Annotated in this window: 8 protein-coding genes; 1 reads left to right on the top strand and 7 read right to left on the bottom strand. The window is 41.7% G+C overall.

Going from position 1 to position 14,703, the window contains the following annotated elements:
* Nucleotides 1-402: 402 nt before the first annotated feature.
* From MMU05_RS04210 to MMU05_RS04190, 5 genes are all read right to left on the bottom strand, one after another.
* Nucleotides 403-927, bottom strand: coding sequence for a hypothetical protein (locus MMU05_RS04210; protein WP_241140418.1), 525 nt, complete (start codon nucleotides 925-927; stop codon nucleotides 403-405).
* 12 nt (nucleotides 928-939) lie between these two features.
* Complete coding sequence (locus tag MMU05_RS04205; protein WP_241140417.1) at nucleotides 940-2,235, bottom strand: hypothetical protein; 1,296 nt, start codon at nucleotides 2,233-2,235, stop codon at nucleotides 940-942.
* Between the two features lie 13 nt (nucleotides 2,236-2,248).
* Nucleotides 2,249-2,812 carry a YceI family protein gene (locus MMU05_RS04200; RefSeq protein ID WP_241140416.1) on the bottom strand — a complete coding sequence of 188 codons (564 nt, stop codon included), beginning with the start codon at nucleotides 2,810-2,812 and terminating at the stop codon, nucleotides 2,249-2,251.
* 211 nt (nucleotides 2,813-3,023) lie between these two features.
* Complete coding sequence (locus MMU05_RS04195; RefSeq protein WP_241140415.1) at nucleotides 3,024-4,694, bottom strand: DUF6909 family protein; 1,671 nt, start codon at nucleotides 4,692-4,694, stop codon at nucleotides 3,024-3,026.
* A gap of 100 nt (nucleotides 4,695-4,794) precedes the next feature.
* Nucleotides 4,795-5,313, bottom strand: coding sequence for a DinB family protein (locus MMU05_RS04190; RefSeq protein WP_241140414.1), 519 nt, complete (start codon nucleotides 5,311-5,313; stop codon nucleotides 4,795-4,797).
* Nucleotides 5,314-5,381: 68 nt separating this feature from the next.
* Here MMU05_RS04190 and MMU05_RS04185 point away from each other — a divergent pair, with 68 nt between their 5' ends.
* A complete protein-coding gene (locus tag MMU05_RS04185; protein WP_241140413.1) occupies nucleotides 5,382-6,731 on the top strand; it encodes a M28 family metallopeptidase in 1,350 nt (449 codons plus the stop codon).
* 616 nt (nucleotides 6,732-7,347) lie between these two features.
* Here the strand turns inward: MMU05_RS04185 and tamL are convergent.
* Both tamL and MMU05_RS04175 read right to left on the bottom strand, forming a co-directional pair.
* Nucleotides 7,348-9,642, bottom strand: a complete 2,295-nt coding sequence (gene tamL / locus MMU05_RS04180; protein ID WP_241140412.1) for a translocation and assembly module lipoprotein TamL — start codon at nucleotides 9,640-9,642, stop codon at nucleotides 7,348-7,350.
* Entirely contained in the window at nucleotides 9,635-14,614 is a 4,980-nt protein-coding gene (locus MMU05_RS04175) for a translocation/assembly module TamB domain-containing protein (protein WP_241140411.1), read from the bottom strand. The genes tamL and MMU05_RS04175 overlap by 8 nt, the downstream gene beginning before the upstream one ends.
* Between the last annotated feature and the right edge of the window lie 89 nt (nucleotides 14,615-14,703).

The raw sequence follows: 14,703 nt of genomic DNA, 5'->3' as shown, positions 1-14,703 counted from the left end.
ATCTAAATTTAATCCATTTCTACCAATCTGAATATAAACAATGAACCTTCCTCTCAGCAAAGTCTTCGGTTATTGGTGTTCGAGGGTTCATTTCTCCGGACAACCTTCCTGAATGGTATGACCATACAAAATCAGTTGGGAAATATAAAGAGCAAAAACCTTGCAAGGTATTGCGGGCAGGATCAAATTTCTTTCAAATAGGGGAATCAATTCCTAGGCTGAAAAGAAGTTTTGAAGACCTTGCTCCCGATATGGTGGGCCTTATCCATCCCATGAAATTTGTAGGAGTAACAATTACTCTGATGAAATTATAATTTCAGCTTGCACTTGAGAGAATTGATGAAAAAAACCTCTTTTTACTTCCCATAATTCAAATCAAAAGCTTGCAAAGAGAAAGGCAAATCAAAAACCCAAGGTAAATTCCAAGGAAAGTCTTTCTTCTACTTTAATCATTCCACCCATTTTTTTGGGTGCTTCCAAATCAAGGTCATCAAAACTAAGGACCAGATTGGCACGAAGTCCTTCGGATACCCTCTTTAAAACCAAGGATGGAAAATCAAGTTTTTTACCCACCAAAGTGACTGAAAGGTCGCAGGTATAATGTCCGTAATTGGACTTGAGGTTTTGTACTTTGACCTTGGCAGTGGGGAACTTGTCTGATTTGACGGTGTTTCTGAAATCTCTATTCAGTAAAAAATTACCACATGAAAAATCATGAACCGGGATGTCAAAAACCATTTCCTTTGTCGGTCCTTCAAAGTCAATAAATAACGTATCCTTCAAGCCTGCTTTTGAATAATCGCAACTGAATCCACCGATCGAGGTCTGACCACTTACTGTGATCATTTTTTTGGTGACTATTACCTCTCTCTCTTTTTTTTCAGGATTCAGAAGAATCAAAATTAGGGCTAGAAGGATACGCATCATGTTTATTTAATATTAGAATCCTATGACACCTTCAATCATGATGCCGTTGAATCTACCACCATTTCTGATATCTGTAGCAGCAAAACCTGCATAGTTCTGGCTTACATATTCAAGTTTTGCAAGGATGTTTTTGGTTACAAACCAGCCACCGCCTATTTGAATCCTGTCCATGTTGACTTCCAAACCTGAACCTGCCAAAGGACCATTGACTTCATTGTATCGGCCAGCCACGTAGTATTTTTCGCTTCTGCCAAATCTATAGACCAAGTCCAATCCAAGTTGATTCCATGTTCTGTCTACAGTTTCATTTGCAGCTCTACCTGTTGATTGCTCGAAGTTACCAAAGAACTCCAAACCTTGGAACTTGATGAATGGGTTGACCACAAAGGCAGTGATATTATTTGTCTGACCTGGGTTAAATCTTCCAGATGTGAAGTTAGCAGCAGTAGTTGCCAAGGTGTTTTCCATAACCAAGTAGTATCTTGAACCTGCACGGTCACCACCCCACAATGTATTTCTCGCTGAACCTGAAGTGGTATAGATAGAGCCTGTCAATCTCACTCTCAAATCATCAGAAAGTTGTTTATCATATCCGAATTTACCGATAAAAGAAGGCTTTCTATCATTCGGTCTGGTAACACCACCTTGGATTTCACCACCTGTGATGGCAGCCAAAGCTAACCAACCGTTGGATTGGAAGAACAACTCTCCACCAACTTCTGTGGTAAAGGCATCCATGATATAGTTTCCTACAAATGGATTGTAAATAGCGTTACCGTTGTCAGTTCTTCTGAATTGCGCATCGCCATAGTTGATCTGCATGTGACCGACACGGAGAGTCAGGTATTTGTCAAACCAATCAGTGTTGCCTACATTCAAGAAGGTCAACTTGTCCACCTGCAAGTATCCACCTTTAACCCATGTTTCAGGGTGGTGTCTAGAAGACAGGTAAGCAATCATGTTCAATCTCAAACCATCTGCCAAGGCCACGTCGATGTTAAGGTTGGCAGTGGCAAGGTTGGTACCTGAACCGATTTCAATAAGTTGATTTAAATTCACGTTATTAGCATTCAATACCGGGCTGGCAGTGTTTGTGTGACTTAGGCTTTGCCATTGTTGGGTGAAATGGCCACCAATTCGGACTTTCATTCCTTCAAAGGCTACGGAATCGTTTTTTCCGGTTTCGAAGATGTTAATACCTCTTTGGTCATATGGTCTCCAGAATTGTAAGTCTCTCTGTAGTCCTTGGGCATAAGTGGATAAGGATAGCACCACAAATGCAAGCGTAGCAATAAAATTCTTTTTCATGATATTAGGATTTTTAGTTGATAGGTTGAAATGTTGTTTTAAATGATATTTTTACTTCGTCTCTGGTTTTTACTGTTCCCATCAAGGCTGTTGGAGGCGTGATGGAGAAGTTGGTCAATTTGGTATCGAAACTTCCTTCAAAGGTGAATTTGTTTCCACTTTGGGTAACCTTCAGGGGAAAAGAAGCTGTCTTTGTGACACCGGCGATCGTAAAATCTCCTTTTGCCTGAAAGCTGCTTCCGCTGCCTGTGATTTCCTTCAAGGTGAATCTAATTTCCTTGTTCTTACTTGTGTCCAGTGCCTTGTAAGCATTGTTGTCTAAGCCTCTAGTTCCACTTTTTAAACTTTCGGCTTGTGCTGATACGGTTGCGCTTTTCACACTTTTCAATTGGTTACCTTCTACTACCAGCAGGGCTTCCCCTTTGGCTGTGCTAGTGGTCATGGTCCAGTCATGCAGGGACGAACCTCCGTCTATCTGTAAGTTTGGTGAAGGGGAAAGTGTGTACTTGGTTTGTGCCTGAAGGGCCGAAATTGTTGATATCAGGATAAAAACCAGTATCGTTGATATCTTCTTCATGCTGTTTTTCATAATCAGTTGTGTTTGTTTAATGACTCAAATTTGAGGATATGAATCTCATTAAAACATGATCAAAGTCATTTAATAGTATGATTTAAAGCACAACGATATTTTATGGATTAAGTCAAAATAAAAAAACAGAATTTCCACCCAAATTCAGGTGAAAATTCTGTTGAATCTGTCTAAGACAGGATAAAATAAACCCTATACTTTATTTAAATAATTTTTCCAAAATTTTATATGTTATCAAATAGGTCGGACGCACCCCCTCCATGCCCAATGCGCCTGATGCCAAAGTGCTTCCCGTCTCCAAAGGATTGTCAGAAGCATAGTATGCATAAAGTACTTTTACATTTTTGGAAATGTTTTGTCTGATCTTACTTTCGGATTGGATGGCCTTCTGATAATGTGCCCCTTCCATTTCCAGTCCGATTGCCTGCCAACTTGATTCCATCAAATAACTCAGGACATCTTTGTTTTGAAGAGAAGTCCCCAAAACGGTAAACATTGTTCCTTCATAAACCCCCAAACCAAATCCTTCAAAGTCCTGTTTCTTCAGCTCGTTCTTGATAGGGTAATTGTCCGCCGTGCCTTCAAACACATGGCTTGTCGGAATCATGATGTCTCCTTTTTTGCCGGTAAGGATTCCGGCCTTACCCATGATGGAGGCAGAGAGCACATTCAAAGGATAGGATTTGCCATTGATATGGTCGTAAGGCTTGAGCAATTCATCAAAGCACTCGTATGCCTGCTCACCAAAAGCATAATCCATGATCAAAATCACAGGTTTCTTTTTGTCTTCTTTGGCAATTTTGACCCCGGGAATGAGAGAATCAGTGGACATCTTGGCGGTATCAATAAGCTGCACGTTGATGTTGGTCCCTGAGGCATCATGAACCTCAATGAGTCCATTTTTCAGGGCAAAGCTCCAGATTTCCTTTCCTTTGTTGGTTTTGGCTCCAGTACTGATATCCATGGCCACACTTTCTATTTCCTCAAATGACTTTAATCCCAAAGCCTGATGCCCGTAAATAGTATTGGCCACACTATGAAGATTAGCTGAGATGATGTGGATCGGCCTTTCTATCAATCCTTGCTCAAACAGTACGGATTTGATGGTATTGGCCCAAAGCTCTCCATAGACGTGGTGACCGACCCGTTGTCTCAAAGTGGAAGAAAAAGAAATTTCCCTGTCTTTTCCATTGAAAAACTCATCCATGGCCAGCTTTCCCAAATGATATACTATAGAGAAAAGACTGCTCGTATGAGGCGATGTTTCAAATTTTTGCACCGCATCGTGGGTTTCATCGAAAGTCCTTCCGATGACATGACTGAGATAGGAACAGGCAACTTCCCTATCAAACTCCTCCCCGTTGACTTCCTTCTCGACGGTTTTTTCCAACATCTCCCAGTTCAGGTCAAACCTGCCTTTGTGGTCCGTACCGTTGGATTTGATTTTTTCTGACTCTATATACAGAAAAGTAATGTGGGTCAAAATATCATAGATATCAGATCTTCCCCTTGTCATCTCGACATACATCTGATCCTGATCGACCCGGTAGCAGTTTCTTTTCCTTTTGGCAGGGATGATCGCTGAAAAAGTTGAATTCTCATATCCTTCCCTACTGATAAGCCTGATATAGCGGCATTGTTCGATCCCCCTTGGAAGCCGTTCCATGACATACAATAAGCCGTCTAATTCAATTTTTTCCTCATTGCCCAATAGCCCGTAGATCTCCGGACTCAGCACCAAAAGTGAATCTACAAGCGACTCACCGGAAACTCCCATTGGCTTATAAGAACCCCTCATAAAAAGGTGTCTCATCGTGATGTAGAGTTTTTCGATGGCTGCCCGTGATTCTTGTGCGCGTGTTCTTTGCATAATTTTTAAAATATTTTGATTGGATAAATTCGACAAACTTAATCAATTTTACCCAATTGATCAGGTTAAATTTTCATTACCCTTCCTGCCCTGTCCCAGATCAGACGTATTTCTGCTTCAATACATTTATATGATGCTGCGCATGTCCTGCAATGATATGGATCAGTGCCCTGACAGAAACCCGGAAACCATTGGCATTTCCGATATTGGTATAAGATGATTCCGGTAAGTTTTTTACGAGCGAAACCAAGGCCTTCCTGGAAAATTCAAAATCTTCCAATAAAGCTGAAAGCGGGATATGGTTAAAATCTGCATTTACCACAGATTGGTCCTGATCAAATCCCGGAAGGGCGGCTTTTTCTCCCCGTGCAAAGCACAAAGCCCTAAATGTCATGATCCTATCGGTATCGATGATATGTCCCAAAACTTCCTTGCCTGTCCATTTTCCCGGTTCATAGGCGAGTAGGCTTTTCTCTTCTCCCATTTGCTCATAAAATTTCCTGATCTCATCCACTTGTTCCAAAAGCAGGGAGGGAATATCCTTTCCTATGACCCAATTGACATAACCGGTGTAATAGGATTCGTATTCACCTTCGTGGGGCACTAATATTTCGTTCATGTAATTCTGGTTTATAATTTAGATTTCTACGGGTAAATTTAGCCCATTCACCTTGAGCATTTCCGATTATGAAAAAAATTTTACTCCTCCTTGCCTGTTTCTCTTTCAATTTTGCTTTTGCGCAGACTCAGATTATCCACCGCAATGCTGAGATCGAAAAGATGGTAAAGGAAATTTCGGCCACCAACCTGGAGAAATATGTCAGGGACCTTGCCGGATTCAGAACCCGTCATACCTTAAGTCCAAACAATCCAAAGGAAGGAATCTCAGCTTCCCAACAGTATGTCCTGAATCATTTTAAATCTTTTGAAGCGGCCTCCGGTGGCAGGCTGACTTCTTTCATCGACACCTATACCATCCCTGCGGACAGCAGAAGAATCCCCACAGACACCCAATCCGGCAATGTCATGGCGACGCTCAAAGGTACAGATCCCAATGATGACAGGGTCTTTATCATCTCCGCCCATGTCGATAGCAGGGCTTTAGATGTGATGAATACAAATATTGACGCACCGGGAGCCAATGATGACGGTTCGGGGGTAGCTGCAGTCATCGAATTGGCAAGGATCATGTCACAAAAATCCTTTCCTTCAACCATCATATTTGTCGCAGTATCAGGTGAGGAACAAGGCCTGAAAGGTGCCGCATACCTTGCAGAGAAAGCCAAAAAAGAACATTGGAACCTCGTCGCCATGCTCAACAACGACATGATCGGCAACAGCAATTCTTCTGAAACCAATATCAATGACAATACCCGTGTCAGGATCTTTTCCGAGGGTGTTCCTGCTGCCGAAACAGAGCAGATGACTGCTATCAGAAGATACACCAACGGAGAAAATGACAGCAAATCCCGTCAGCTTGCACGCTATATGAAGGAAGTCGGTGAAAGATACGTAGATCAGCTGGAAGTGAAATTGGTCTATAGAAACGACCGTTTCCTCAGAGGCGGCGACCACACACCTTTTGCTAGGGAAGGATTTACAGCCATCAGGGTTTGCGAAATGAACGAAAATTACTACCACCAACATGAAAATGTCAGGGTAGAAAACGGCATCCAATATGGAGATTTGCCTGAATTCGTTGATTTTGAATACATGAGAAAAGTGACAGGCATCAATTTGGCTTCCTTATATTCCATGGCATCGGCTCCTTCAGAACCACAAACCGTCGGCATAGATGTCCGAAAACTCAGCAACACCTCCACCCTCAGGTGGGAAGCCCCGGCCAAAGGAAAAGCGAAAGGATACTATGTCATGATGCGGGAAACAGATTCTTCTAATTGGGAAAAGAAATTTTATACAGAAGCCACTACCTTGACCATACCTTATTCCAAAGACAACTTTTTCTTTGCAGTCCAATCAGTCAGTGAAGATGGACATGAAAGCATGGCTGTATTCCCGCAGCCGATTACGAGGTAATCATATTTCTTAAAAAATGATGTTTTAGAAAGGTAATGGATATTAATGGATATTGGATATTGATGGATATTGGTGTTTGAACCAACCCTTTTGTTTACCTCGGGTGAATTGTCTTTTCGAAAGAATAAAGAAAATAGAGATTTAGAATTGGCATTATCGTTACTACTTTTCCATGATGGTATCTCAGTAAAGAATCGCCTTTGCCTACCTAATCCAAATATCAAATAGTGTCTTTTTTGAAATGAGGCATATTACTGAATAATAGTTGGTTGAATACCCTTAAAATCTTTGAATAAGAATTACTTACAGAATGGTCTCGGCAGGCTCGACCACCGGGATTATTGATGTTGAAGGGGGCTATGAGAAATGCGGCTTTGCCGCATTTCTCATAGCCCCCTCTTGTCTCACGATATCCGTTCACCGAGCTTGCCGAGGTGGAGAAAAATGATATTTGGCTATTGGTAAATAAGCGGATAATCATATAATGAAAATACTGATTTTGTTTGCTTTGTCCAGAATATCAAAAAATATCTAATATCAATTAATATCCTACCGCCTTCCGGAAATAGCCTTGAAAAAGAATAGCCGTCCGATATGGTATTTCGGTTTATCCTGATTAGAACGGATACCCGATCGCAAAATTGATTACCATATTTTCTCTTCTCCAAGCCGGATCAAAAACGTAAAAAGTATCCAGCCATCTGTCATCTTCAGGAAGCCAAGGTTTGCGGACAGGAAAAGCCAAGTCAAAACGCAACACAAAAAGGCTGATGTCAACCCTCAGACCGAGTCCTGCACCCACACCAAGTTCTTTGGCCCAATCATTGGTAAAATTACCTCCCTTGAGTGCATCGTTTTCATTAAACAACCAGACGTTACCTGCATCCACAAAAAATGCTCCTTTCAGGTATTTGTTAAAGGGAAATCTCATTTCCACATTTCCCTCCAACCTGATATCACCTGCCTGGTCAAAAAATCCACTTGTACTTCCTCCTTCAGGAAAAAATGTACCGGGACCTAAGGACCTGATTCTAAATGCCCTTACACTCCTTGGACCTCCTGCGAAAAATTGTTTTACGAAAGGCAGTGAAACCGAATTGCCCAGAGGAACACCCACACCGCCATAAAGCCTGGTGACAAGCATGGTTTCTTTGGTGAATTTGTGGTAAAACCTCAGATCCATGTCATTTTTGATGTATTGGGCATATTCCAATCCAAAGGCAAAACCGGGATTTTCTGTATCAAATAAGGTGTTGATCCCTTTCAAAAAATTACCTGCAAGGTCAATGGTCGTGGAAAAGAAAATGGCATTCTTCCTATCAGCATCTACGAGCTGGTTATAATTGAAAGTGTAATTCATCCCCATGATAAACTGCTGCTCAAAACTTCTCCTCAGAAAAGGGTTGGAGTCCAATATCTCATCGAATTCCGGTGTTGTACTGACAAGGTTGACAATACTCACGCTGAGAGGATTGAATTCGTGGTATACGTATTTGTTGATGTTCCAAAAATAACCAAAGGCGGCATTATAAGAATTAATAAGGTATAAATCAGTTCTGTTTTGATATTCCACACCTGCCGTAATTCTGGTTTTTGGGATGGCCAATTTGAAACGGTTCATCACTGGGACAGGGAATAGTACCCTCGGAAAAACCAAAGATCCTTGTAATCCCATTTCAATAGATTGCTGTGCCTGCCGATCCCCTGATTGTAACTGAACTTCATATCCAAACTTTGCGGTCAGATTGAATGTCTCTCCACCGTGGAAAATATTCCTGTTTTGGTAAGTAAGGATCAATGCGGGGCCCACAAAACTGTTGGACTTGGTGACACCCTGGATTTCTGCCCGAACCGCCCTTTTATTGAGCGGTGACAACAGAATCCGGGCATTGAGCGGATAGGTGCCGTCTTCATTTCTAACGCTATCTGTTTCTTCAAAAGAAATGTTGACAAACCTAAAATTACCTATTGAAGAAAGCCTGTTTGAAGTTTGCCTCGAAATTTGCGGGTCGAATTTAGCCCCTTCCCTAAACAGCACGTAATTTTCCAATAAATGGGGTTTGAATACCTCACCTGCCTGAATGATGTCTATCCCGTTGATGGTGACCGTATCCTCATCAGCTCCATCTTCATTAAGGGCATAATTTGGAAACACCTTGATGTCCTGAATGGTATAAGGGTATTTGGATTTAACAGGTGTATTTGTTTTGAGTCTCAAATAAAGGTCAAATCTCCTGTCCTCATATTGATTGGTATCGGCTTCGAAAACCAACAAATCTGCATTGAAATTGTAATAACCTTTTGACTTAAGGTCCAGATCAACCCTTTCCCTTTCCTTTTTCATAGCATCCAAGTCAAGCTTGCTACCCCTGACTAACTCAGTCTGGTCTAGGCTGTTTTTGATCTCTTGGATGACTTCCAATGAATCGCCAAGCAACTGATAGGTCTCAAGTCGATAAGGCTCCCCAAATTCCATGGTGTATTCAATCCTTGCAAATTTTCCTTTCTCGATGATTTCATATTTTTCCTTTCCATAAAAGTACCCCTTATTTTCTAGCCGGTTGAACAGGATATTGGTGGTCCGCTCAGGCTGAACATCACTGAGGTAAACAGGTTTTTCTCCAAATCTTTTGCCCAAAAACCTGTTTATGAATCCTGGTTTCTCTTTGTTGCTTTTGTAATGAGCCCAAAGACCAAACCTTACTCCCAATATTTTGCCATTTGGATCAGGTTTGATAAGACTGTTGAGGTCAGTTTGGAGTAATGACCGCTCAGATTTGGTAAGTGGTGCATCTAATATCAATTCATGCCCGGTGTAAAGGGACTGACCTTCAGGAATAAATTTTTTGACCCCACATGAAAAATTCAAGAGGAGAAAAAATATCAATATGTATCCCAGTCGCTTACTCATTTCCGGTCTTTTTTTCACTTACCATCGTTCCTTCGGTTTCCTCCACCTCATTATTCTCCTCTTTTTTTACAGCTTCCTCAGCACTTTTTCTCCAAAGCTCTTTGAAAGCATTGAATTCCTTATTGAAAATAAAAGATATTCCAGTTATTATCAATTGACCGTCTATGACGGATTCAAACTGGTTTTTACGGTATGCTTTTGCCCTCCACTGTCCTCTCTGATCGAGCAGGTATTCCACACTCACATCACCAAAAAGCGCATCACCCTGATTTACTTCCTGATTTCCTCCTTCTACATCCACCTGACCACCGACAGAGATTACCAATCGGTCATCCATCAGGGATTGTTTGGCGGCGACATTGAGCTGTGTCCTGTCTTGAGCTGCCCCCGTCTGGAAATCCGTGTAGGAATCCAGGTCAAAATCCAAAGAAAATCCAGTATCACCAAACAGCTTTCCGGAGAGCGCATTGAGCTGACTCGAAAGAACCTGGCTGACTGAGGACCTTGCAAGGTTGACAGAACCCCCGGCAGAACCGTCATTGCCAACGACCGGGAAAAACTGATTGAGAACCAACAAGGAGAAAACCTGTTTGGTCAATTCATCCTCCTGTTCATTGATCTGCTGAATCATGCCATACACACTTCCTCCAAAGGCTCCCCTTTCCTGTTCGGCAAGGTCTAGCTCAAAAGAAATTTCCGGTTTCAGTAATTCCCCGTCAATGTTCAAATAAACCATAAAAGGAAGAACCTGCCTGAATTGGCTTGCAGTGCTTTTGTCCGTACCACTGAGCTGTGCCTGCATTAATTCTGCTGCCGAAGTTCTGATATTATATATGGCGGTGAGGTCCAGCGTTGCATCCATTGGATCTCCTTTCCAAATCACTGTACTGCCTGGGGCAAGTTCAAATCTCCTGTTGACCAAGTTAAACAGGTTCATTTCATAATGTCCGTTATTCACCTCATACCTTCCCGAAAGGGATATGTCCCCATTTGGATTCATCAGCATATTGAGGTCAGCCTCACCTTGGATTCTCAGGTTGTCATTGGTCCTTTCATCTACTATCAGGTTGAAAATCGTCTTTGGGTCTATCTTCAGATTTGCTCTCACATCATAGCCTTTGATTCCCGGTGTCAAGGATTCCCCTTCCCTCCTATAAATAATATCGTAGGGATCCTGATGGTTAACAAAAATCACAACTCCGGTCCGCTCGACGAGGTCTATGCGGTCTTCCGGTACGATAAAACTTACTTCGGTCCCTTCATTGACTTTGAGCTGCATATTCACCACAGGCAGAGAAAGCTTTCCTCCTATTTGCAAATCAAGGTCTACTGATGCTTTGCCAAAGAAAAGGTCACTATCTGCCCTTGTAGAATTCATTACCTGAAAACCTTTGGTCTGAAGCTTAAGGTCAAAACCGACATCTGTAAGATCCTCAGTGAGGACTTTCCCATTGATGACAAAATCATCTCCCAATGCATCTTTGATTGTAAAATTTTTGAAATAAACCCCACTGTTGTCCAATTCAATCAATTCATTAGGAAAAGTAAAACTTGTATTCAGCTGACTTACCAAAAATCCTGCTTCTTTAAAGCCAACTTTTCCTTTATAAACAGGCTCCTGTGCAGCCCCCGTGACTTTAAATTCTCCTGTGATATATCCTTTGGGCTGGGTCAGGGCGCTGTCTGAGACAATTTCCAAAATTGACATTTGCAAGGCATTGAGATCCACTTTGAGGTCCAAGTCTGTCTGTGCTGAATCTGCCAATATGGTCCCAAAAACATCAAGGTCCACTTCGCCTTCTTTCAAAGCCAGGTTAAAATCATATTCCTTGATGCTTAAAGCTGTAGCTTTTAAATCCAACCTTCCGAGAGGAATGTCAACCAACTCAAAATCCCTCACAGACAGATCAGCCAAAAAACCTATGGCATCAAAGGGATTAACCGCTATAAGGTTTCCATTGACAATTCCTTCAGCAAGGGGATTTTCCGGATTTAGAAAACCAAGGATGGAGTGTAGCGTAAAGTTTTTGAATTCGATGCCGAGATGCTCTTCGTCTTCTTCAATAAGCTCATTTTTCAAGCCCAAAGATTGGTCACCGTTGGAAAATACGAAATTTTGAAACTGTAATGATTTAGGAGAATAAGTCACCAAATTGTCCTCAGGGATATCCCATTTTTCTTTGTCGAAGATTAGGTCTTCCGTCAAAAACCGCACTTGAATCGAATCCCCCCGATTGGTAACCTGCGATGCAAGGTTGATGACCGTCTCCTCTTCATATTCGGAATTAAATAAAAAATTGACTACTTGGTCTTTGAAGTCAGCATGCACTTTTGTTTTTCCAATATTAAGGGGAGAGTATAAAAGACTATTGAATCCCAAATCAAAATTGAGTGAGTTTGCGTCCCCGTTTAGGTCAAGGCTGAAGGTGTCCAAGGTGGCATTTAAGTAAAGCAAATGGGGCATCCGGATCCTGGTATGGAGATTTTGAACAGAGGAATTGAACCCAAACTCAAACAAAAGCGTGTCCATTTCATCTATGTCAGCCAATAAAAGCTGGTCAATAAATGGCGTCGGATGGAAATTGAAAGATGACTCAGCTACGATATCTCCTACAAAAAGTGAATCTGAACTGCCCACTATGACCTGATTGAAATAATCTTCCATGGCCAAAGCAAGATTTGGCAATGAACCATTTACAGTAAAAAATCCATCTAGAAAATCAGATTGGACCTTTATATCTGATAAGGTATCTAAAAGCGTGGCTTCCATTATGATGTCACCCATCGGGAAATCCCTGTCTTCTAAGTGGAAAGTCCCGTCAGAAAGCTCTATATCCGCCAAAAATCCCGCCGGATTTCCAGACACGTTACCTGAAATTTGGAATTTGGTATTGATATCCTGTCTCGTTATTCCGACCGTTTTGGTATTAAGTTTTTTGACATCCATCAGGAAATTTACCTCAGGGTTGACTGTGTCAATTTTAAGAGTGGAATTCAAAGTGAAATCGATGTATTCTCTGGCATAAGCCATTTGCAAGGTGGCGACTGTGTCCTTTGCGGAAAGCGCCAGCTCAATTTCAGACAGGTCGAGATCTGCCCAAGCCAATTGGCTAAAATCGACTTTCATGAGGCCTTCTATGTCATACAATCCTGTTCCTTGGCCATCAAGGCTTGACACCATGCTGATAGGCTTCAGATCCGGCAATTCAAGTATTTTTCCAAGATCTAACTCCACAATCTCCAGATTCGATTTTACAAAATACCGGCCTTGTTCTAAGATCGTCCCATTTAAGGCTACAGTTCCATCGCTTGTTTCGAGTAGCAAATCAGTCATAAAGTCTGCCAAGCTTCCATCCGCCATCGCCGTCAATTGAATATCTTCAGGCAGCGAGTAAGATTCCGAATCAAAAAATGGTTCGAGGACGTTCCCTTTGGTCTTAAATACCATTTCAGGAATATCGACATTGAGCCTATCCAAATCGGTGGCATTCCGGATCTGTGCAGACCTGATTCTCATGCTGGTATTTCGACCATATGCAAGGTCAAAACTCGGGATTTTCAGGTTGGTCATTGTGCCGGAAACATTGCCCGAGGCCCTGATCCCATTTTTCCTCAATTCCTTGAAATAAATGTCACTTGCCAATTCCGGCACAAAGTAAAGGGCCTCTGATGCATCAGTTTCCAATTGCTGCAAGCGGATCTCAAAACCGGAGTTTTCGGGTTTATTGATAAAAGCATCTAGGCTTTGGTATAAAACCAAAAAATCTCCTCTAAGGGAAGATTTAGCTGTTTTGGCATCGAAATTCCCGATTCTTATCTTTGTATCATCAACTTCCAGTTTACCTTGAAGCCTTTCAATAGCCAACCCACTGCTTTCTTTGAACGACAGTAAGTCAATGACAGCTTGCGCCTGTTGGTCTTTTAAAAAGATACTGTGGGTTTCAAAATTGAGTCCGGACAGCATGATGGCATCAGAATTGAAAATCCCCTGTCTGACATTTGATTCCCCTGCAAAATATGCGACTTCATTGTTTTCAAGCTTGATAGAACCTACCTCTACCCACCACTCCGGCCAAGAAAAAGGTACCTGTTCTTGGCTGACCGGTACACTTGGAGAATTGCTTGTAGGGCTTAACCTCAGGTCGATTTTTGAATCCGACAAGGACAGGGATTTAACCAAAATCTTGTTTTCTTCTAAGTTGGCTTCCGGGAGGGAAAGGAAAAAATCCCCGATATCCATTTTGGTAGAAATGCCATCTGGAATGGACGTGTACTCAATTTTGCTGTTTTGGATTACTACTTTGTCCAACGCCAGTAAAGGCAACGGGGAAGTAGCAAGCGTATCCAAATCTTCGGAAGGAGGAAAAGAGTGGGTTTGAAGGTAAAAGATGTCAGCATTGTCAATGAGGATATTTTGAATCCCAAAGTCCATCTTGTTCAGATCGAATTTATCAGAATCAATGGTGATCTCTTTCCATCCCGCACGCAGGTTTATCCCCAATATCGGATCATAATATTTCAGCCTGAAATTTTTCAATTCCACCAAACCAAAAGTTAGGTTTGGATAAGCGGCAACGCTGTCAGGCTGTGTTACAAGCTCTGTGGAATCTACTGGAGTAACAAAAGCATCTATCAAAAAATTGAAATTGAAATTCTCTGTCAAAGAATCCCGCGTGACATTCGCTACCAACCCATCCCACCAAATTTTTGAAACCTTAATTTCTCCATCTCTGATTAAGGGCATGATAGCAACACCTGTCTCCAGGTTTTGGGAATAAACCAAAGTGTCGCCTTCTAAATCTTCCAGATACAGCCCATTCAAAAAAATATTGCCTCCAAAAGTGATAAAGAGTTTTTCAATACTGACGGGCGTTCCCGTTTTTTTGGAAACAAAGGAAGTCGCCTTTTGAATGATGATGTTTTGACCCCAAGGACTTCTGATAAAAAAGAAAAGACCAACCAGCAAAAGCAATAAAACCGCTAATGTGATGCCTAAAGTCTTTAAAAATATCCTGACAACCTTTTTGATGAACTTTAAATTTAAATGAATTGGCTATTTTC

This window comes from Cognataquiflexum rubidum, assembly GCF_022538115.1.
Classification (GTDB): domain Bacteria; phylum Bacteroidota; class Bacteroidia; order Cytophagales; family Cyclobacteriaceae; genus Cognataquiflexum; species Cognataquiflexum rubidum.
Note: the sequence above shows the minus strand (reverse complement) of the source record. Positions and strands in the feature narration are given on the sequence as shown.

Bases quoted from the DNA above. Each gene is read 5' to 3' on its own strand.
- MMU05_RS04210 (WP_241140418.1), bottom strand. From the start codon at position 927: ATGATGCGTATCCTTCTAGCCCTAATTTTGATTCTTCTGAATCCTGAA.
- MMU05_RS04205 (WP_241140417.1), bottom strand. From the start codon at position 2,235: ATGAAAAAGAATTTTATTGCTACGCTTGCATTTGTGGTGCTATCCTTA.
- MMU05_RS04200 (WP_241140416.1), bottom strand. From the start codon at position 2,812: ATGAAGAAGATATCAACGATACTGGTTTTTATCCTGATATCAACAATT.
- MMU05_RS04195 (WP_241140415.1), bottom strand. From the start codon at position 4,694: ATGCAAAGAACACGCGCACAAGAATCACGGGCAGCCATCGAAAAACTC.
- MMU05_RS04190 (WP_241140414.1), bottom strand. From the start codon at position 5,313: ATGAACGAAATATTAGTGCCCCACGAAGGTGAATACGAATCCTATTAC.
- MMU05_RS04185 (WP_241140413.1), top strand. From the start codon at position 5,382: ATGAAAAAAATTTTACTCCTCCTTGCCTGTTTCTCTTTCAATTTTGCT.
- tamL (WP_241140412.1), bottom strand. From the start codon at position 9,642: ATGAGTAAGCGACTGGGATACATATTGATATTTTTTCTCCTCTTGAAT.